The 18,126-nt window shown below is 58.3% G+C and carries 19 protein-coding genes; 7 read left to right on the top strand and 12 right to left on the bottom strand.

Going from position 1 to position 18,126, the window contains the following annotated elements; translation table 11 throughout:
• Positions 1–47: 47 nt before the first annotated feature.
• Positions 48–1,292, top strand: a complete 1,245-nt coding sequence (gene mtr / locus ACJBF3_RS07885; protein ID WP_045331005.1) for a tryptophan permease — start codon at positions 48–50, stop codon at positions 1,290–1,292.
• An 85-nt stretch (positions 1,293–1,377) separates the two neighbouring features.
• On the opposite strand, the gene ACJBF3_RS07880 is transcribed toward mtr, so the two are convergent.
• The 3 genes from ACJBF3_RS07880 to ACJBF3_RS07870 all read right to left on the bottom strand — a co-directional run bounded on the left by ACJBF3_RS07880 (position 1,378) and on the right by ACJBF3_RS07870 (position 4,345).
• Complete coding sequence (locus ACJBF3_RS07880; RefSeq protein WP_014833426.1) at positions 1,378–2,385, bottom strand: LLM class flavin-dependent oxidoreductase; 1,008 nt, start codon at positions 2,383–2,385, stop codon at positions 1,378–1,380.
• A 78-nt stretch (positions 2,386–2,463) separates the two neighbouring features.
• Positions 2,464–3,342: a U32 family peptidase gene (locus tag ACJBF3_RS07875; RefSeq protein ID WP_045331007.1), complete on the bottom strand. Its 879-nt coding sequence runs from the start codon at positions 3,340–3,342 to the stop codon at positions 2,464–2,466.
• A gap of 7 nt (positions 3,343–3,349) precedes the next feature.
• Complete coding sequence (locus tag ACJBF3_RS07870) at positions 3,350–4,345, bottom strand: peptidase U32 family protein (protein WP_045331008.1); 996 nt, start codon at positions 4,343–4,345, stop codon at positions 3,350–3,352.
• 211 nt (positions 4,346–4,556) lie between these two features.
• Between ACJBF3_RS07870 and ACJBF3_RS07865 the strand changes: the two genes are divergently transcribed.
• Together ACJBF3_RS07865 and ACJBF3_RS07860 are read left to right on the top strand one after the other, a co-directional pair.
• Positions 4,557–5,081: an SCP2 domain-containing protein gene (locus ACJBF3_RS07865; protein ID WP_045331010.1), complete on the top strand. Its 525-nt coding sequence runs from the start codon at positions 4,557–4,559 to the stop codon at positions 5,079–5,081.
• Positions 5,075–5,578: a GNAT family N-acetyltransferase gene (locus ACJBF3_RS07860; protein WP_406544909.1), complete on the top strand. Its 504-nt coding sequence runs from the start codon at positions 5,075–5,077 to the stop codon at positions 5,576–5,578. Before ACJBF3_RS07865 ends, ACJBF3_RS07860 begins: the two co-directional genes overlap by 7 nt.
• Here ACJBF3_RS07860 and ACJBF3_RS07855 read toward each other — a convergent pair.
• A complete protein-coding gene (locus ACJBF3_RS07855) occupies positions 5,565–5,894 on the bottom strand; it encodes a GIY-YIG nuclease family protein (protein WP_072265622.1) in 330 nt (109 codons plus the stop codon). The two genes, ACJBF3_RS07860 and ACJBF3_RS07855, sit on opposite strands and share 14 nt — an antisense overlap.
• 14 nt (positions 5,895–5,908) lie before the next feature.
• Between ACJBF3_RS07855 and ACJBF3_RS07850 the strand changes: the two genes are divergently transcribed.
• Complete coding sequence (locus ACJBF3_RS07850) at positions 5,909–6,343, top strand: YhbP family protein (RefSeq protein WP_023309322.1); 435 nt, start codon at positions 5,909–5,911, stop codon at positions 6,341–6,343.
• On the opposite strand, the gene ACJBF3_RS07845 is transcribed toward ACJBF3_RS07850, so the two are convergent.
• A complete protein-coding gene (locus ACJBF3_RS07845; protein ID WP_045331014.1) occupies positions 6,323–6,841 on the bottom strand; it encodes a type 1 glutamine amidotransferase domain-containing protein in 519 nt (172 codons plus the stop codon). The two genes, ACJBF3_RS07850 and ACJBF3_RS07845, sit on opposite strands and share 21 nt — an antisense overlap.
• A gap of 128 nt (positions 6,842–6,969) precedes the next feature.
• On the opposite strand from ACJBF3_RS07845, the gene ACJBF3_RS07840 reads away from it, so the two are divergent.
• Together ACJBF3_RS07840 and ACJBF3_RS07835 are read left to right on the top strand one after the other, a co-directional pair.
• Positions 6,970–7,614, top strand: a complete 645-nt coding sequence (locus ACJBF3_RS07840; protein WP_045331016.1) for an NAD(P)H-binding protein — start codon at positions 6,970–6,972, stop codon at positions 7,612–7,614.
• A 40-nt stretch (positions 7,615–7,654) separates the two neighbouring features.
• On the top strand, positions 7,655–8,692 hold the full coding sequence (locus ACJBF3_RS07835; RefSeq protein WP_045331017.1) for a permease: 1,038 nt from the start codon (positions 7,655–7,657) through the stop codon (positions 8,690–8,692).
• A gap of 66 nt (positions 8,693–8,758) precedes the next feature.
• Here ACJBF3_RS07835 and dolP read toward each other — a convergent pair whose 3' ends face one another.
• From dolP to ACJBF3_RS07815, 4 genes are read right to left on the bottom strand one after another with little or no spacing between them, the layout of a single operon-like run.
• The gene (gene dolP, locus ACJBF3_RS07830; RefSeq protein WP_023333574.1) at positions 8,759–9,334 is read right to left on the bottom strand and encodes a division/outer membrane stress-associated lipid-binding lipoprotein; all 576 of its coding nucleotides are present in this window, start codon (positions 9,332–9,334) and stop codon (positions 8,759–8,761) included.
• Between the two features lie 9 nt (positions 9,335–9,343).
• Positions 9,344–9,934: a DnaA initiator-associating protein DiaA gene (gene diaA / locus ACJBF3_RS07825; RefSeq protein ID WP_045331019.1), complete on the bottom strand. Its 591-nt coding sequence runs from the start codon at positions 9,932–9,934 to the stop codon at positions 9,344–9,346.
• Between the two features lie 21 nt (positions 9,935–9,955).
• On the bottom strand, positions 9,956–10,351 hold the full coding sequence (locus ACJBF3_RS07820; protein ID WP_045331022.1) for a YraN family protein: 396 nt from the start codon (positions 10,349–10,351) through the stop codon (positions 9,956–9,958).
• A complete protein-coding gene (locus tag ACJBF3_RS07815; RefSeq protein WP_045331024.1) occupies positions 10,309–12,471 on the bottom strand; it encodes a penicillin-binding protein activator in 2,163 nt (720 codons plus the stop codon). The genes ACJBF3_RS07820 and ACJBF3_RS07815 overlap by 43 nt, the downstream gene beginning before the upstream one ends.
• A 62-nt stretch (positions 12,472–12,533) precedes the next feature.
• On the opposite strand from ACJBF3_RS07815, the gene rsmI reads away from it, so the two are divergent.
• Complete coding sequence (rsmI, locus tag ACJBF3_RS07810; protein ID WP_045331026.1) at positions 12,534–13,397, top strand: 16S rRNA (cytidine(1402)-2'-O)-methyltransferase; 864 nt, start codon at positions 12,534–12,536, stop codon at positions 13,395–13,397.
• A gap of 55 nt (positions 13,398–13,452) precedes the next feature.
• Here the strand turns inward: rsmI and ACJBF3_RS07805 are convergent, their stop codons facing one another.
• Genes ACJBF3_RS07805 through malX form a run of 3 tightly spaced genes read right to left on the bottom strand, consistent with a single transcriptional unit; the run spans position 13,453 to position 18,116 of the window.
• Complete coding sequence (locus ACJBF3_RS07805; protein WP_045331028.1) at positions 13,453–15,342, bottom strand: enterotoxin; 1,890 nt, start codon at positions 15,340–15,342, stop codon at positions 13,453–13,455.
• 16 nt (positions 15,343–15,358) lie between these two features.
• Complete coding sequence (locus ACJBF3_RS07800; RefSeq protein WP_045331029.1) at positions 15,359–16,531, bottom strand: MalY/PatB family protein; 1,173 nt, start codon at positions 16,529–16,531, stop codon at positions 15,359–15,361.
• A gap of 13 nt (positions 16,532–16,544) precedes the next feature.
• Positions 16,545–18,116 (bottom strand): maltose/glucose-specific PTS transporter subunit IIBC, encoded by a 1,572-nt coding sequence (gene malX / locus ACJBF3_RS07795; RefSeq protein ID WP_045331031.1) that lies wholly within the window; start codon positions 18,114–18,116, stop codon positions 16,545–16,547.
• Between the last annotated feature and the right edge of the window lie 10 nt (positions 18,117–18,126).

Genomic DNA, 18,126 nt, shown 5'->3' with positions numbered 1-18,126 from the left:
CGTCACATTAACATGCTTCCCGCATAATTGACTGGAGAAAAGGCTGTATGGCGACACTAACCACCACCCAAACGTCACCTTCGCTGCTTGGCGGCGTGGTGATCATCGGCGGAACCATTATAGGTGCCGGGATGTTCTCCCTGCCCGTGGTCATGTCCGGTGCGTGGTTCTTCTGGTCGCTGGCCGCGCTGGTCTTTACCTGGTTCTGTATGCTCCATTCCGGGCTGATGATCCTCGAAGCCAACCTGAACTACCGTATCGGCTCCAGCTTCGACACCATCACCAAAGATCTGCTGGGCAAAGGCTGGAACCTGGTGAACGGTCTGTCCATCGCGTTTGTGCTCTATATCCTGACCTACGCGTATATCTCGGCGAGCGGTTCGATTCTGCATCACACCTTCTCGGAGATGTCGCTGAACGTTCCGGCGCGTCTGGCGGGGCTGTGCTTTGCGCTGGCCGTGGCGTTTATCGTCTGGATGAGTACCAAAGCGGTGAGCCGGATGACGGCGATTGTGCTGGGCGCGAAGGTCATCACCTTCTTCCTGACCTTCGGCAGCCTGCTGGGGCACGTGACGCCCGCTACGCTGTTTAACGTCGCGGAAGTGAATACGTCCTATACCCCGTACCTGCTGATGACGCTGCCGTTCTGCCTGGCGTCGTTCGGCTATCACGGCAACGTGCCGAGCCTGATGAAGTACTACGGCAAAGATCCACGCACCATCGTGAAGTGTCTGGTCTACGGTACGCTGCTGGCGCTGGGGCTGTATGTGATTTGGCTGCTGGGGACGATGGGCAACATCCCGCGTCCGGAATTTATCGGCATTGCCCAGAAGGGCGGCAACATCGACGTGCTGGTGCAGGCGCTGAGCGGCGTGCTGAACAGCCGCAGTCTGGATCTGCTGCTGGTTATCTTCTCTAACTTTGCGGTGGCGAGCTCTTTCCTCGGCGTGACGCTGGGCCTGTTTGACTATCTGGCGGATCTGTTTGGCTTTGATGATTCCGCGCTGGGGCGCTTCAAAACCGCGCTGCTGACCTTCCTGCCGCCGGTGGTGGGTGGCCTGCTGTGGCCGAACGGTTTCCTGTACGCCATCGGCTATGCCGGACTGGCGGCAACCATCTGGGCGGCGATTGTGCCGGCGCTGCTGGCGCGTAAATCACGTAAACGCTTCGGCAGCCCGAAATTCCGCGTCTGGGGCGGCAAGCCGATGATTGCGCTGATCCTGGTGTTTGGGGTGGGCAACGCGCTGGTGCACATGCTGTCGAGTTTTGACCTGTTGCCTGTTTACCAGTAAACACAAAGCCCGGTGGCGCTGCGCTTACCGGGCCTACAGGGATCGCGTAGGCCGGATAAGGCGAAGCCGCCATCCGGCAAAAAGGCTACCCCACCAACTCCTCTTTCACCTGCATCGCCAAATCAAACGAATGCAAACGCGCCTGGTGATCGAAAATCTGGCCGTTAACCATAATCTCATCCGCCTGCGTTTCGCGCAGCACCGCCTCCAGCCCGTGGCGCACTTTCGCCTTATCGCCGACCAGCGACATGCTCAGCGCCTGCTGAACGCCATACTGCTCTGACGCTGACCACAGCTGATGCATATTCTCCACCGGCGGCGGAAGCTGGCCCGTTTCGCCGCGACGCAGCTTCACAAACGCCTGCTGCATGGAGGTAAACAGGAATTCCGCGTCGCGATTGCTGTCGGCGGCAATGATGTTGATACACACCATCGCGTACGGCTTCTCCAGACGCTCGGACGGCTTGAAGTTCGTGCGGTAAAGATGCAGCGCCTGATGCAGCATATCCGGCGCGAAGTGCGAGGCAAACGCAAACGGCAGACCCAGCTGCGCGGCGAGCTGCGCGCTGTAGAGGCTTGAGCCTAAGAGCCAGACCGGGATCTTCTCGCCGTAGCCCGGTACCGGGCGCACGTGCGGGTTCGGGTCACGCGCGTCGAACCAATCCACCAGTTCGGCCACGTCGCGCGGGAAGTTATCAATATCGCCGCTCATATGGCGGCGCAGGGCGCGCATGGTCGGCTGGTCGCTGCCCGGCGCACGGCCAAGCCCTAAATCGATACGGCCCGGATAGAGGGTATTCAGCGTGCCGAACTGCTCGGCGATCACCAGCGGGGCGTGGTTCGGCAGCATCACGCCGCCGGAGCCCAGGTGCAGCGTGGTGGTATTTGCCGCCAGATAACCAATCAGTACCGAGGTGGCGGCGCTGGCAATGCCCACCATGTTGTGGTGTTCGGCCAGCCAGTAGCGGTGATAGCCACGCTTTTCGGCCAGCTGAGCCAGATCCAGAGAGTGCGAAAAGGCTTCTCTCGCCGAGGAGCCTTGTGGGATCGGCGCCAGATCCAGCACCGAAAACGGAAGGGTTTTGTCAGTCATAACAGCTCACTTTGTCGACGGTCAATCTTTAATACTGCATTAAAAAATGATAACCGTTGTTAACAAAGTGAGCCTTTTTTACGCCTGCAATTCCAGCCCGGCCAGACGCTTCCAGTAACCGTTGCAGTCGCTATTCGCCGTCAGCGGCAGCGGAGCGGCACCGTTTTCGTTAGCGCGGAAGGCGTCCAGCATCGCGAACACGCCGTTATCGAGCGGCGACAGGCGCACCATATCTACCAGCCCGTCCATCGACGCCAGCTCGTTGCCGAGGTTATAGACATAGCCGCTCATGGTCTGAATACCGTTGAGAACAAACACCTGCTGGTTCTCCTGCGACAGCATGCTGCGCCCGTTTGGGTACTTAATGCAGCAGGTTTCGCACTCGTCTTTCGGACGGTCTTCCGAGCGTGCGGTAAAGCAGCGGGCGGAATAGGCCAGCGGCAGATGCCCGTAGCTCAGCACTTCCACTTCAAACTTGTTGCGAATGCCCAGCTCTTCGCACTGCGTGAGCAGGTTTGCCAGCCAGTCGCGGGAGAGTTCCACCGGCATGCACCAGCGCGTCATGCCTTGTTTGAGCAGCAGGCGCAGGGTCACGGCGTTGTAGCAGTTCAGGGCATGGCCCGCGACAAACGGCAGCCTGCGTTCAGCGCACATGTTCACCACGCCGAGATCGCTTGCTTCCAGCAGGAACTCGCCGTTTTCGACGTAGCGCTTCAGTTCGCCCAGCTCGGACGAGGCCTGCACCAGCGCGAGCGTGGAGAGCACCACCTGCTTGCCGCTCCCGGCCAGGCTTTTCGCCATCTCCAGCCAGTCGCCCACCTTGGTGGCGCGGCGCTTGCTGCACACCGCTTCGCCCAGGTAAATCACATCGGCGCTGCTGGTGGCGGCCTGTTGGTAAAAATCTTCCAGCGTCTCTTTTGGCCAGTAGTAGAGCACCGGTCCTAATGAATATTTCATGGTTATCTCACTGCCATTTACGGTGATAGGCGCCAAGCGTGGTTTGCGTGCCCTCGGACATGGAGCCCAGCGTCTCCATCCAGGCCTGCTGCGGAGCGTAGTTCTGCGGGTCCGCCATGCAGCGGTCGATGGCCTGACGCCACACTTTCGCCACCTGGCTTACGTAGGCCGGGCTGCGCTGACGACCTTCGATTTTCACCGAGGCAATATTGGCCGCCAGCAGTTCCGGCAGCAGCTCCAGCGTGTTGAGGCTGGTAGGCTCCTCTAGCGCGTGGTAGCGTTCGCCGTCGACCAGATAGCGCCCTTTACACAGGGTGGGATAACCGGCGTTTTCGCCGTCCTGATAGCGGTCGATCAGCACCTCGTTCAGGCGCGACTCCAGCCCCTGCGGGGTTTGCTGCCAGCGGACAAAGCGGGCAGGGGAGCAGGCCCCGACGGTATTCGGCGATTCACCGGTTAAGTAAGAAGAAAGATAGCAACGCCCTTCGGCCATAATGCACAGGCTGCCAAAGGCAAAAACCTCCAGCGGCACTGGCGTGACGCGCGCGAGTTGCTTAACCTGATGAATAGAGAGCACGCGCGGCAGCACCACGCGGGCAACGTCAAAGTGTCGATGATAAAAACGCACCGCCTCTTCGTTGGTGGCAGATGCCTGAACAGAGACGTGGCGCTCAATATGGGGATAGCGTTCTGCCGCATACTCAAGCATGGCGAGGTCGGCCAGGATCAGCGCGTCGGCCCCGAGCTGTGCCGCCATATCCACCGCACGCTGCCAGCGCGCGTAGCCGTCAGGATGCGCAAAGGTATTGATGGCGATATGCAGTTTGCGGCGATGCTGGTGAACGAAGTTAACGGCTTCCTGAAGCTTTTTCTCCGTAAAGTTGAGGCCAGCAAAATGGCGGGCGTTGGTGTCATCTTTCAGCCCGATATAGACCGCATCGGCCCCATTTTCGATGGCCGCCTTAAGCGCCGGAAGGTTTCCGGCAGGGCAGAGCAGCTCCATAATTTATCCTGATGTAGTCGATCGCAAAATTGTTAACGAGCTGGGATTTTAATTAACCCATACGCGACAATTTTTGATTTAAGGCAGCTAATGGCGTATTGATGGCACCAATAATGAGGTACGGCGGACGACGGTTTGTTGATTTACGCCGCTATGTTACGCGTCGGATATGGCAAAATAGCCGGACTATAGATATCAGGGAGTAAAGCTCGTGCTGGATAAACTGCGTTCACGTCTCGTACAATTTGGCCCATCAATGCTGAGCGTGCCGGTCAGGCTGGCGCCGTTCGCGCTTAAACGCCAGGTGCTGGAGCAGGTTTTGAGCTGGCAGTTCCGCCAGGCGCTGCAGGATGGCGAGCTGGAATTCCTGGAAGGCCGCTGGTTAAGCATTGAAGTGCGCGACATCGGGCTGCGCTGGTTTACCTCCGTTGAGAATGACCAGCTAATCGTCCGCGAATCCGCCGAGCCGGATGTGAGCTTTAGCGCCAACGCCAGCGATCTGCTGATGATCGCCGCGCGTAAGCAGGATCCGGATACGCTTTTCTTCCAGCGCCGTCTGGTGATTGAAGGCGATACGGAGCTGGGTCTGTACGTGAAGAATTTAATGGATGCCATTGAGCTAGAGCAGATGCCAAAAGCGCTGCGCGTGATGCTAATGCAAATGGCAGATTTCGTTGAGGCCGGGCTGAAAAGCCCGCCGGACGCTAAACACACTTCAGTAGGTGAGCCATGCTGATTCGAGTCGAAATTGGGTTTGATGCGCCGGGGATCGATGCGCTGCTGCGACGCGCGTTTGAGAGCGATGCCGAAGCTCAACTGGTCCACGATCTTCGTGAAGACGGCCTGATTACGCTGGGGCTGGTTGCCACCGACGACGAAGGTCAGGTGGTAGGCTATGTTGCCTTCAGCCCGGTCATCGTTCAGGGCGAAGATCTCCAGTGGGTAGGCATGGCGCCGCTGGCGGTGGATGAAAGCTATCGCGGGCAGGGGCTGGCGCGTCAGCTCGTCTACGAAGGGCTGGATTCGCTCAATGAGTTCGGTTACGCCGCCGTTGTCACGCTGGGCGACCCGGCGTTCTATGGTCGTTTAGGCTTTGAGCAGGCCGCGCATTACGATCTGCGCTGCCGCTGGCCGGGTACGGAATCCGCCTTCCAGGTGCATCGCCTGGCGGACGACGCGCTCAACGGCGTGCATGGCCTGGTCGAGTACCACGACCATTTTAATCGCTTTTAATCAGGCTCTCGCGGAGCGCCTCAAAGGAGCCGTCTCCGTTCACGAGGCGCTCTTTCTGGCGCTTCGTCAGCTGTTTAATCCGGTATTCCAGCCTGAGCGCCAGCGAGCGGTCGCCGACGGGGGCCGAAAAGGCGAGCTGTAGTTCCCCTTTCCCCCGCAGCGCTTTTGCCCCTTTCCCCGTTTGATGTTGTAAAAAACGCCGCGCCACATCGGTGGTGATCCCGGTGTAGAGGGCGTTATCAGCGGTTCGGACAAGATAGAGAAACCAGCACACGGTAAACAGATTCAGTATGTTAAGGTGAACGCACCATAGCATGAGAGAGAACGAAAATGGAAACACTGGCCGCCATTAACCGCTGGCTGGCGAAGCAGCATGTTGTCACCTGGTGCGTCTATGACGAGGGGGAGATGTGGTGCGCCAACGCGTTTTACTACTACGATCCCGAGCGCGTCGCATTTTATGTCATGAGCGAAGACAAAACGCGTCATGCGCAAATGACCGGCCAGCAGGCGAAGGTCGCGGGCACGGTTAACGGCCAGCCGAAAACGGTCGCGCTGATCCGCGGCGTGCAGTTCAAAGGGGAAATTCGTCGCCTGGACGGAGAAGAGAGCGACGCGCGCCGTAAGCTCTACACGCGCCGCTTTCCGGTAGCCGCTGCGCTAAAAGCCCCGGTGTGGGAAATCCGCCTCGACGAGCTGAAATTTACCGACAACACCCTGGGCTTTGGCAAGAAGCTGCACTGGTTACGCGCCGAGCAGGCGTAGCGCTTCGCGGTTAAACGCCGGGAGATCGTCCGGAGTCCGGCTGGTGATCAGCTGGTCTTTGTCGTTAACCACCTCCTGATCGTAAAACTCTGCCCCCGCGTTTTTCAGATCGATAACGATCGGCTTCACCGCCGTAAGCTTACGTCCGCGGACCACCTCGGCGCTGATGAGCAGCTGCGGGCCGTGACAGATGGCAAAGACCGGTTTGCCGGTCGCGACAAAATCCCGGGTGAAGGTGACGAAACGATCGTCGCCGCGCAGGGAGTCCGGTGAATGGCCGCCGGGTAACAGCAGGGCGTCAAAATCGGAGGGGCTAACGTTATCGATGGTCTCATCGATGGTGACGCTGGCCTCGCCCTTATGGCCTGTGACCGTTTTGCCCGCCTCTTTCTCAATGGTGATGACCTCATGTCCCGCCTTGCGGAACGCCTCTGCAGGAGAGGTGAATTCTGAATCTTCAAACTCGTCGGTAATCAAGACTGCGATTTTCTTACCCATGCTTCCTCCGTTGTTTTCGCTTCAGACTGATTTTTCTCCGCTTGTGGTAAATACTTACCTGTAACAGACTTCTAAGTGTGGTCGACGATGCTGAGTTCGCAAACGGACAATTCTGTAAAGGGGATACGATGAGTCAGGTATTGATTACCGGTGCTACCGGGCTGGTGGGCGATCATTTGCTGCGGCTGCTGCTTCAGGATCGCCGCGTGAACTACATCGCCGCCCCGACGCGTCGGCCGCTGTCGGACATTTCCGGCGTTTTTAATCCGCACGATCCGCAGCTGACGGATGCGCTGGCGCAGGTGCAGGACCCGATTGATATCGCCTTTTGCTGTCTGGGCACCACGCGGCGGGAGGCGGGTAGCAAAGAGGCCTTTATCCACGCCGACTATACGCTGGTGGTGGATTCCGCGCTCAGGGCGAAAAAGCTGGGAGCCAGACATTTTCTGGTGGTCAGCGCGCTGGGCGCCAGCGCCGGATCGCCATTCTTCTACAACAAGGTGAAGGGCAAAATGGAGGCGGCGCTGATCGCGCAGAAATGGGAGCAGCTGACGATTGTGCGCCCTTCGATGCTCATTGGCCACCGGGACGAGCGCCGCTTTAACGAGTCGATCCTGGCCCCGCTGTTTCGGATCCTTCCCGGCAACTGGAAGGCCATCGAGGCGCGGGACGTCGCGCGCGCGATGTTAAAAGAGGGACTCGCCCCGTCGAAAGCGGGCGTAAACATCATCCCTTCGGCAAAACTGCGTGAAATCGCGCAGGGCGAGGCGTAAACTCCCCCGGCTAATTACCTAATACTCTCCGGGGAATGCTATGACTGGTCAGTCTTCATCTCAGGCGGCAACACCTGTTCAATGGTGGAAGCCCGCACTCTTCTTTCTCGTGGTCATTGTTGGCCTCTGGTACGTGAAATGGCAGCCGTACTACGGTAAAGCCTTCACCGCCGCAGAAACGCACAGCATCGGTAAATCTATTCTCGCGCAGGCTGATGCCAGCCCGCTTCAGGCGGCGTGGGATTACGCCATGGTCTACTTCCTTGCCGTCTGGAAGGCCGCCGTACTCGGCGTGATCCTGGGCTCGCTGATTCAGGTGCTGATCCCGCGCAACTGGCTGGTGAAAACCCTTGGCCAGCCGCGCTTTCAGGGGACGCTGCTGGGCACGATCTTCTCCCTGCCGGGCATGATGTGCTCCTGCTGTGCCGCGCCCGTGGCGGCCGGAATGCGTCGTCAGCGCGTATCGATGGGCGGCGCGCTGGCGTTCTGGATGGGCAACCCGCTGCTCAACCCTGCAACGCTGGTGTTTATGGGCTTTGTGCTTGGCTGGCATTTCGCATTTATTCGTCTGGTGGCCGGGCTGCTGACCGTGCTGGTGGTGGCGACGCTGGTGCAGCATCTGGTTAAGGATTCGGCGCCAGAGCCCGCGTCTGTTGAGCTGGACGTCAGCGAGCCTCAGGGCGGGTTCTTTGCGCGCTGGGGTCGGGCGCTATGGCAGCTTTTCTGGAGCACCATTCCGGTCTATATCCTGGCGGTGCTGGTTCTCGGGGCGGCGCGCGTCTGGCTCTTCCCGCATGCGGATGGCGCTATCGACAACACGCTGATGTGGGTGATTGCGATGGCCGTTGCAGGCTGCCTGTTTGTGATCCCAACGGCGGCGGAGATCCCGATTGTTCAGACCATGATGCTGGCTGGCATGGGCACCGCGCCGGCGCTGGCGCTGCTGATTACATTGCCGGCCATTAGCCTGCCGTCGCTTATTATGCTGCGCAAATCATTTCCGGCGAAAGCGCTGTGGCTGACCGCTGGGCTGGTGGCGTTAAGTGGCGTGCTGGTGGGGAGTATTGCGCTTCTGTGAAAAACGCCCGGTGGCGCTACGCTTACCGGGCCTACAAAAAAATCCCCTCAAGTGAGGGGATTTTTTTTATTTAATGTAAGTAAACGCGGTGGTGACGTGCTTCACGCCGCTCACCCGGCTGGCAATATCGGCTGCCGCTTTCCCTTCACGGTCGGTCACCAGACCGAGCAGGAACACTTCGCCGTTTTCCGTCGTCACTTTCACGTTGGAAGATTTCACCTGGTCCGAGCCCAGCAGCTGGGAGCGCACTTTGGTGGTGATCCAGGTATCGGAAGAGGCGTCACCCAGGCCAATTGGCTTGCCCTGACGCACTTCGTTAAACACTTCTGTGGTCCCTTCTACGCCCATCGCAATCTGTTTCGCACGCGAGGCGAGCTCCATATTCGGCGCCTGGCCTGCCAGCAGCACTTTGCCCTGATAAGCCGTTACGTTAATACGCGCCTCTTTCTTGATTTGTTCGTCTTTCGACAGCGCGCTGTTGACGCGCAGCTCCAGCGTACCGTCATCCACCTGTGTGCCCACGGTGCGCGGATCGGTCGCCGCTTTGGTGCCTACCGCGGCGGTACCCACAACGGCCGCAGCGATACATCCCTGAAGCAGTAATGCAGACATAAGGACTGCGAGGGTCGATAAAGCCTTCATAAGAACTCCTTAATCATCCTGGTGAGGGAAAAGCGTGTTATCGATCAGGTCACATAAGCAGTTCACCGTGAGCATATGCATTTCCTGAATACGTGCGCTCCGGTGAGAAGGAATGCGGATTTCCACATCCTGCGGCCCAAGCAGACCCGCCAGCTCACCCCCGTCATAGCCGGTTAAAGCCACAATGGTCATGTCGCGGGTGACGGCGGCTTCAACGGCTTTGACAATATCCCGGCTGTTGCCGCGCGTGGAGATGGCCAGCAACACATCTCCGGTATGACCCAGGGCTCGCACCTGCTTTGCGTAAATTTCGTCATGCAGACGATCGTTAGCAATCGCCGTTAAGACCACATTATCGGTATTAAGTGCAATGGCAGGTAAACTCGGGCGCTCTGTTTCAAAACGGTTGATCATGCTGGCAGCAAAATGCTGTGCGTTGGCGGCCGACGTGCCGTTGCCACAACAGAGGATTTTGTTGCCATTAAGCAGGGATTGCACCAGCGTCATTGCGGCACGCGAAATAGCATCCGGAAGGGCTTCCGCCGCGGCAATCTGAGTCTGGATGCTTTCTGTGAAGCACACTTTAATTCTTTCGAGCACGTTATCCCTTTTAAATCTTAATTATGCGTCTTCGCCAAAAGCGTTTTTAAGCCATTCGATCTCATTTCCGGTGAAGGCTATCACATCGAACCGGCAATCCACAGTATCAAAACTCCCATTATGGCGGGCAAGCCACAAGTGGGCAGTCTGTAATAATTTATGTTGTTTGGCGAGCGTCACGCTGGCGGCAGCACCGCCAAAACGGGAGGACTGTCGAAAGCGCACTTCTACAAACACGATGACCTGACCGTCTTTCATGATCAGGTCGATTTCGCCGCCGCGCCCGCGGACGTTGGCGGCGATAAAGCGCAGTCCTTTGCCCTCAAGCCAGCGACGCGCCCTTAGCTCCCACGCATCGCCGGTCTGTTTGCGGCTTAACTGGCCGGGACGATCTGCCCCTGCTGGTATTTGAGCCATGATAACTTCCTGTTAATCACACAATCCTGAGTGGCGGTCAGATCGCCGGTGTTGCCGTTAAGCTCAAAGCCGGGCACCTGACGCATCTGGGTAAAGTGGTTCGCCAGCGCCCACGCGTCAACACCCATGGCATACAGACGCGCCAGCGAGTAATCGTTACGAACGGTACTCAGCGCCTGCTGCATCAGCGCCGGGTTGCTGCCTGCCAGCATCGGGATTTCGCTGTACTGCAGACCGTCCATTTCCAGACGGAAATCCGGGCCTGCGGTGCCCTGCGCGCTGCGCGAGCTGGCGTAGAGCGTTGCGCCGCTCTGGCTGCCGTTACGCATCGCAATCATCGGTTTGATAAAGGCGATCTCCTGCGGCGTGGCAACGATATAGGCCGCATCCACTTTACCGCCCCCGCTAATCTGCGCGTCGGTAGGTGGGGCAGGGATCGTCAGGCCACCAATCGTCACGCCCTGCTGCTGTGGCAGGCTCGCCGTAACAGGGCTGCCGTTGAGCGCGATACCTGCCCCGCCGTTGACGCCCGCGCGCAGTTCAGAAACGGAACCGAATTTCTGCTGCAGCACCACGCCGCCGCCCAGCTTCTGCCACTCATCGGCAAAGGCTGTGGCCACACGGTCACCCAGCGCGCTGCGTGGGATGAGCAGCAGCGGAGCCTGCTTGCCCTGCTCGTGAATATGACGCGCCGCATCGCGGGCTTCATCTTCAGGGGAAAGCGCGAAGTAGCAAATATTGGCCCGGTTCTGAACCTGCTCAGGCTGGTTGAGCGCCAGCACGTTCAGCGTGGTATTGCTCTTCATCAGCTCTTCCACGTTGTTTTTCAGCAGCGGACCGACCACGATGCTCGCCCCGTCCTGTTGCACCTGCGCCAGAACCTGGTCCAGCGGCTGCGAACTGGTGTCGTAGATTTTCAGTTCAGCGCCCGGGTTGGCGCTGGTGGCTGCCACGGCCTGCGGCTGCGCGGCAGGTTGAGCGGTAGGTTGTGCTGACTGCTGTTGAGGCTGTTCTGCCGTTGTGGCAGGTGCGGGAGTCGCTTGCGTCTCGACCGGAGCCTGAGCCGCAGGGGCGGCAGTCGCCGGTGCTGGGGTCGCTGGAGGCGTCGTCGGAGCCGTCACCGGGTTTTGCATGGTGCCCTGCGCTGGCGCTTGCGCCGTGGTCAGGTCGCTGGTCTCGGCGGCGGACGGACTGACAACATCGTTCACGTTGGCCGCCTGAGCTGCCTGCGCGGGAACGGCGCTGCCGGTTACCGGCGTCGTGCCGTTTTTCGCCGCTTCAAAACCCTGCTGAATGGTGCGTCCAAACACCGCCGCCTGGCCGTTGAGCGGCAGAAGCAGGGCGATTTTGCTGGTGGACGCTGGCTTGAAGTTCTGCACGTTCACCAGCTGGGTTGGCAGCATCTTAGCACCCGGGTTTTGCGGGTAGCGCGTCTGCCAGTCGGCAATCCCGGCTTTCAGCATCTTTGGATCGCTGCGGTTGGTAAACCACATCTGCTGCAGATCCAGCCAGCCCTGCAGGACGTTTTCATCGGCGTTGATGACCAGCGCCTGGGCCTGTTCCTGCGTCATAGAGGCAAGCGCCTGCCAGGTGGCATCAATATTTTTCTGCTTATCAGCACCGCCGAGAAGGGGCTCTTGCGCGATGAGCGCGCGGAGCAGCGTCAGCGAAGGGCGTCCCTGCTCCGCGGTAATGCCCGCCTGCCAGAAGCGCGCCTGCTGATTTTTATCCAGCGCGCTCACGTCGATGTCCCCAAGGATCTTCTTCGCGGCGGCGTAATCTTTCAGCGCGACCTTCAGCTCAGCGGAGAGCAGGCTCTGCTCACGGCGCTGGGCGTCGTTAAGATCTTTCGGCAACTGGTTAAACAGTTCGGCTGCCCGCTGGGTTTTACCCTCTTTCAGCAGTGCACGAATGGCGAGTAATTGCCAGTTGGTCTTGGTATCATTTGAACTCTGCGACATTTGTTGCAGATAAAAGCCTGAATCAGCCTGAGCAGAACCCTGAAGATGGGCGGTGCTCTGGTCAGGTGCCTGGGTGCCACAGCCTGCAAAGATCAGGGCTGCCAGCAGAAGCGGCACGCTGCGCGTGGCTTTTTTTCGAAGAAACGTTAACGGTACCATACTGTATCCAGTGAATTTTTTTACGCAATGCTCAATATTAAATCGGCAATACGGACGAAACAATGAAACAACACGAAACGGCAGATAATTCTCAAGGCCAGCTTTATATTGTACCTACTCCTATCGGGAATTTGTCTGATATTACCCAACGTGCGCTCACCGTACTGCAAGCTGTTGATTTAATTGCTGCTGAAGATACCCGCCACACCGGCTTACTGCTGCAACATTTTGCGATTAACGCCCGTTTGTTTGCTCTGCACGATCACAATGAGCAACAAAAAGCCGAAACGCTGGTGGCGAAGCTGAAGGAGGGGCAGAACATTGCGCTGGTTTCCGACGCCGGTACGCCGCTGATCAACGATCCTGGCTATCACCTGGTGCGTACCTGTCGCGAAGCCGGTATTCGCGTGGTGCCACTGCCGGGCCCGTGCGCCGCGATTGCCGCATTAAGCGCCGCAGGCCTGCCGTCCGATCGTTTCTGCTATGAAGGTTTCCTGCCTGCCAAATCCAAAGGCCGGCGTGACGTTTTAAAAGACCTGGAAGCGGAACCGCGCACCCTGATTTTCTACGAATCCACTCACCGCCTGCTGGAGAGCCTGGAAGATATGGTGACCGTCTGGGGAGAAGCCCGCTACGTGGTGCTGGCGCGCGAGCTGACCAAAACCTGGGAAACGATTCACGGTGCGCCGGTGGGCGAGCTGCTGGCGTGGGTGAAGGAAGACGAAAACCGCCGCAAAGGTGAGATGGTGCTGATCGTCGAAGGGCATAAGGCGGAAGAAGACGCGCTGCCAGCCGACGCGCTGCGTACCCTGGCGCTGCTGCAGGCCGAATTGCCGCTGAAGAAAGCGGCGGCATTAGCGGCGGAGATCCACGGCGTGAAGAAAAATGCACTGTATAAGTACGCGCTGGAGCAGCAGGGGGAATAAGGCATCCCCTGCCCGTTTTGCCGGGTGGCGGCTGCGCCTTACCCGGCCTACAGATCTACTTCAATGGCAATGCCTCAAACACCAGCGTTTCCAGCGGCTGCAGCGTAATTACCACCGCGTTTTTGTACTTCTCCGGTACGGTTGAATTACGGCCGTACACCGCTTTCAGGCTAAACTGGGCGGCGTCTCCTGTCGGGATTTCGAAATCTCGCGTCAAATCCAGGTAGTAGCTTTGCGGCTTATCCGACGGGTTACGCAAGCCGAGGATTGCTTTGTCCTTGCTCCATGATGCCCAGCCGTAAACCTGCAGCGCCGTTGGGTCGCCGCCAATCCAGTGGGTATCCACCAGCACGCTGGCGTTATCCCGGGACCATTTCGCGGCCTGCGCCAGGGTATCCCATTTCGCCTTATTCAGCATTGACGGGGTGATATAGAGCTCCTGCAACTGGGTGCCGGTCGCGAAGTAGCTCCAGACCTGGTCGGCAAAATCGCTGTCCGTTTGGACTTTCTCAAGGCCGTAGTAGGCATTCTCCGCGCTGACGATCCCGTGGTACATCAACGAGTTCAGCGGGACCAGCGGTCCCTTGCGCACAATCGAGCGGTACGTTTCGGCATCGCGGTAGGTCATCCACTGCTGCACTGGCGTGCCTGGGCCGTACAGGTTGATGTCGTCCCCCTGGCGCCAGATGGAATCAGCATAGAACAGCCAGGACGGGCTGGCGTCGGTGCCGGTGGTCAGGTTGATGAACAGGTTTGGGTTGGCGTTGCGCATGCTGTGCAACAGGGCGATCGACGCGTCAAAATCGGAGGCAAACGGGCTGCCCTTGATGTGCGAATTGGCGTTTCCCATCCCATCAAGTTTGAACGAGGTAATGTGTTCGTTTTTGATCAGCTTAACGATCTGCTCATTGAAGTTCTTAAAGTAGTTCGGCCCTGACAGCGCCAACTTCCCGTCCACCGTTTCAAAACCGTACTCTTTTGCATGCGAGACGCGAACGTCACGCGGCTTGTTGTAGCCGCCCCACGGTGATAGCCACAGGCCAACCGAGCTGTGCAGGCTATTGGTTTTTTCCTTGACCTTGCCAAAACCGTTGTTGAATGCCGGGCCAAACAGCCAGCGCCCGGTAAGGTCGTCCCAGCCGTCGTCCAGCAGGAACGCATCCAGCGCCACGCCGCGCCCGCTAATAAATTCCTTATTCCACTCGTCCATCCGCCCCAGCACGTCCTGCTCGGTGTACGGATTGAAAAAGCCGATATCCATCCAGCTGTTATAGTGCAGGTAAGGTTTATACGGGCGCGGACGCACGGCATTGATGAACTGATTTACGCATCGGCGTAACTGACTGGTTTCCGGGAAGGTGCCAAAGTACGTGGTGTAGCTGACTGGCGTTGCAGGCTGAATGGGGGTTTTCAGCTCGACGTTAAGGTTAGTCGTCGCTTCATAGGCGTAAGTGTTAACGATGGGCTTGTCCGGCAGAATAAAGAACGAATCAGCCACTATCGGCGAGCTGTTTATTGCCCCGTCAACATAGGGTGCCTGAGACTGTTTTTTCGTTGGGAAGAAGGTGATTTTCGCCACGTCTCGCGGCTGGCCGACTGCGGCAACGGTGTAGTCGATGCTGGCGTATTTCCCCTTCACCAGATTCAGCTTCACCGTTACGTTAAAATCCGTGCGCGTAAAGTCGATGACAATTGCACTGTCCCGCTTTTCGACGTGCTTGAGGGTGAAATCAGCGGTGTGGATTTTTGTTTCATCCGGCAGCGTCAGAAAGAACAGCTCCTGCGGCGTGAGCGGATGGTTAGCCCTGCTGTCCTTAACGACTACCGTTGCGTTTGCGTCATCAAACGAGAGGGCAATATTGTCGTTATTAAGGGTATAGTTCGCCGCCGACGCGCCATGAGAAACGCCGAGAGCCAGCAGCGAAAGAGTGAGCACTTTCTTCATCGGGTTAAGATCCTTATCAGTAATGCTTCAGCATGCGGTTGATGGACTGCTCCAGCCAGTCGCGCTGCGTGCCGAAGTTGATTCGCAGGTAGCTTTCGCCGTTTTGCACGTAGTGGCTGCCGTCCTCAATCACCACACCAGCCTGACGGGCGAAATGTTGGGTTAACTGCGTCGCGCTGCGCTCGTCGGCGCTCACGTCTATCCAGGCCAGATATGACGATTCCGGGTTCATCATCTTCCACGCCGGGAAGTGGGTCTGAATAGCGTCCGCAAGATAGCGGGCATTGCCCTGCAGATACCCGTTAAGCGCGTCGAGCCAGGGCAGACCGTGCTGATAGGCGAGGATAATCCCCCATACGCCGAACATATTGGGCGAGGTAATCGAGTTCCTCTCAAGCTGCTGGCGGAAGCGCTGGCGCAGCGTATCGTCCGGGATCATCGAATATGAGGTTTTCAAACCGCCCAGGTTGAAGGCTTTATTGGGCGACGTCAGCACGATCAGGTTGTCCAGTGCGGCACAGCTCGGGGTCAGACAGCTGACGAATGTGCCGTCCAGAATGTGCTCGGCGTGAACCTCATCGACGACCAGAATCGTGCCGTAGCGCTTACAGAGATCGGACACCTGGCGTATCTCGTCCGCGCGCCAGATTCGGCCCGAGGGGTTATGCGGCGAGCAGAAGAACCACAGTTTTGGACGGTGGGTTTTAAGCTGATCTTCAATCAGATTAAAATCCAGCTGATAGCGGTTTTCCTCCACGCGAAGCGGGTTAGCAAGGACCCGCACGCCCTGACGCTGTGCCGCCATGGCAAACGGGTCGTAGACCGGCGTGTTCATCATCACGCAGTCGCCAGACGTGCAGAATGCCTGCACCGTGTAGTGCAGCGTGGACACGGTGCCGTAGGTGAGGGTAATCCACGATTTCTCCACCTCGACCTGGTGGCGCGTTCGCTGGAAGCGAATCACCGCCTCGTAAAACTCGTCGAAGCACCACGTATAGCCAAAGGTGCCGTGCTCCACGATGCGCCGAAAGCCTTCAATCACGGCGGGCGGCGAGGTGAAATCCATATCTGCGATCCACAGCGGGATAAACCCTTCCGGAACATCACCAAAGCGCGAGCAGACAAACGCATGGTCCCATTTACGGCACCTGTCGCTTTTACGCTCGATGATTTTATCGAAATCAAACACAACGACCCCCTTGTTAAATTAAGGCTTCAATGCCGGTTTTGACGCTCTGCACCTGCGGGCCGATGATCACCTGTACGCTGTGGGCATCCAGCACCACGACCGACAGGGCGCCCGCCGCTTTCAGCGCCTGCTGATCGATAAGCCCCATAACCTTCACCACCAGACGCAGGCGGGTGATGCAGTTGTCGAGCGACTCAATGTTCTCTTTGCCTCCGAGCGCCTGCAGAATAAGCCCGTGATCGTATTTCGATTTTCCACGCGCGCGGGTGTTGGTTTCGACGGCCTGCTGCGCGCCCTGCGCGTCCACCTCGCGTCCCGGCGTCTTAATATCGTGTTTCAGGATGTACCAGCGGAAGACGAAGAAGTAGATAGCAAACCAGGCAATACCGACCGGGAACAGCAGATACCATTTGGTCGACATCCCCTGCATCACGCCGAAGATCAGCAGATCCAAAATCCCGCCGTCGGTGTTGCCGATGGTGACGCCGAGCAGGGCCATCACCATCAGCGCCAGGCCCGACATCACGATATGGAAGGCGTAAAGCGCGGGGGCGATAAACAGGAACAGGAACTCAATCGGCTCTGAAATACCGGTGACGACGGACACCAGCACGCCCGAGAGCAGCAGGCCCTTAATCACCGGACGGTTTTCCGGGCGGGCGGTGCGGTAGATGGCGTACGCTACGGCAGGTAAGCCGAAGATAAAGGTCGGCATAAACCCTTGTGACAGAAACGCGGTAACGTGCGGGCTAAACGGCAGACCGGCTTTCAGCTCGGCGTAGAAGATATTCAGCGCCCCGGCGACTTCGTGTCCGTTAACCATTTCAATGCCGCCCGCCGGGGTGAAGCGCACCATCGCCAGCAGAATGTGGTGCAGGCCGAAGGGTTTAAGCAGCAGCACGCCCACGCCGTAGAGGAACGGGCCAAAGACGCTGGTGCTCTGAATGATATGGCCGATACCGGCAATGCCCATCGCAACGTATTCCCACAGCAGCGGAATAAACAGACCGACCAGTGAAAGGGTAAGGGCGGTGATAATCGGTACAAAACGGATGCCGCTAAAGAAGGCGAAGGCGTCGTGCAGCACCGTGTCCTGAAAACGCTCGTGCAGGAAGTAAGTGATTACTCCCACGACGATGCCGCCCAGCACGCCCATCTCCAGGGTTTGGATCCCCAGCACGATCGACTGCCCCACCTGTCTCATGGTGGCGGCATCGGCAAGCTGGTGGGTGGCGGTCAGGTAGTAGTTGATGCTCATGTTCATCAGCATGTAGCCGACGAACCCGGCAAACGCGCCCACGGCCTTATTGCGTTTGGCAAGGCCCATGGGGATCGCCATGGCGAACATCAGCGGCAGGTAGGTAAAGGCGAAGCCGCCCACCATGGCGATAAAGCCAAAGGTCAGCTGCGTGAGTTCGCCGCCGAGAAAAGGAAAACTTTTAATCGTGGAAGGGCTGGTCACCGAGCTGCCGATACCCAGCAGCAGGCCCATAAACGCCAGAAGGGAGACCGGAAACATAAAGGTCTTTCCCAGGCTCTGAAAAAACTCCCACGCTTTCGATTTGAATGACTTTTCCTGTGTCATGTAGGGTACT

This window comes from Enterobacter sp. PP-008-ECC_S150, from assembly GCF_045257065.1.
GTDB lineage: Bacteria > Pseudomonadota > Gammaproteobacteria > Enterobacterales > Enterobacteriaceae > Enterobacter > Enterobacter chengduensis.
The sequence above is the reverse complement of the archived record's forward strand: the minus strand, read 5'-3'. Positions and strand labels throughout refer to the sequence as shown.

Bases quoted from the DNA above. Each gene is read 5' to 3' on its own strand.
- dolP (WP_023333574.1), bottom strand. From the start codon at position 9,334: ATGAAGGCTTTATCGACCCTCGCAGTCCTTATGTCTGCATTACTGCTT.
- ACJBF3_RS07805 (WP_045331028.1), bottom strand. From the start codon at position 15,342: ATGAAGAAAGTGCTCACTCTTTCGCTGCTGGCTCTCGGCGTTTCTCAT.
- ACJBF3_RS07875 (WP_045331007.1), bottom strand. From the start codon at position 3,342: ATGAAATATTCATTAGGACCGGTGCTCTACTACTGGCCAAAAGAGACG.
- ACJBF3_RS07855 (WP_072265622.1), bottom strand. From the start codon at position 5,894: ATGCTATGGTGCGTTCACCTTAACATACTGAATCTGTTTACCGTGTGC.
- ACJBF3_RS07845 (WP_045331014.1), bottom strand. From the start codon at position 6,841: ATGGGTAAGAAAATCGCAGTCTTGATTACCGACGAGTTTGAAGATTCA.
- ACJBF3_RS07815 (WP_045331024.1), bottom strand. From the start codon at position 12,471: ATGGTACCGTTAACGTTTCTTCGAAAAAAAGCCACGCGCAGCGTGCCG.
- ACJBF3_RS07840 (WP_045331016.1), top strand. From the start codon at position 6,970: ATGAGTCAGGTATTGATTACCGGTGCTACCGGGCTGGTGGGCGATCAT.
- ACJBF3_RS07820 (WP_045331022.1), bottom strand. From the start codon at position 10,351: ATGGCTCAAATACCAGCAGGGGCAGATCGTCCCGGCCAGTTAAGCCGC.
- malX (WP_045331031.1), bottom strand. From the start codon at position 18,116: ATGACACAGGAAAAGTCATTCAAATCGAAAGCGTGGGAGTTTTTTCAG.
- ACJBF3_RS07850 (WP_023309322.1), top strand. From the start codon at position 5,909: ATGGAAACACTGGCCGCCATTAACCGCTGGCTGGCGAAGCAGCATGTT.
- ACJBF3_RS07880 (WP_014833426.1), bottom strand. From the start codon at position 2,385: ATGACTGACAAAACCCTTCCGTTTTCGGTGCTGGATCTGGCGCCGATC.
- ACJBF3_RS07870 (WP_045331008.1), bottom strand. From the start codon at position 4,345: ATGGAGCTGCTCTGCCCTGCCGGAAACCTTCCGGCGCTTAAGGCGGCC.
- ACJBF3_RS07835 (WP_045331017.1), top strand. From the start codon at position 7,655: ATGACTGGTCAGTCTTCATCTCAGGCGGCAACACCTGTTCAATGGTGG.
- ACJBF3_RS07860 (WP_406544909.1), top strand. From the start codon at position 5,075: ATGCTGATTCGAGTCGAAATTGGGTTTGATGCGCCGGGGATCGATGCG.
- rsmI (WP_045331026.1), top strand. From the start codon at position 12,534: ATGAAACAACACGAAACGGCAGATAATTCTCAAGGCCAGCTTTATATT.
- mtr (WP_045331005.1), top strand. From the start codon at position 48: ATGGCGACACTAACCACCACCCAAACGTCACCTTCGCTGCTTGGCGGC.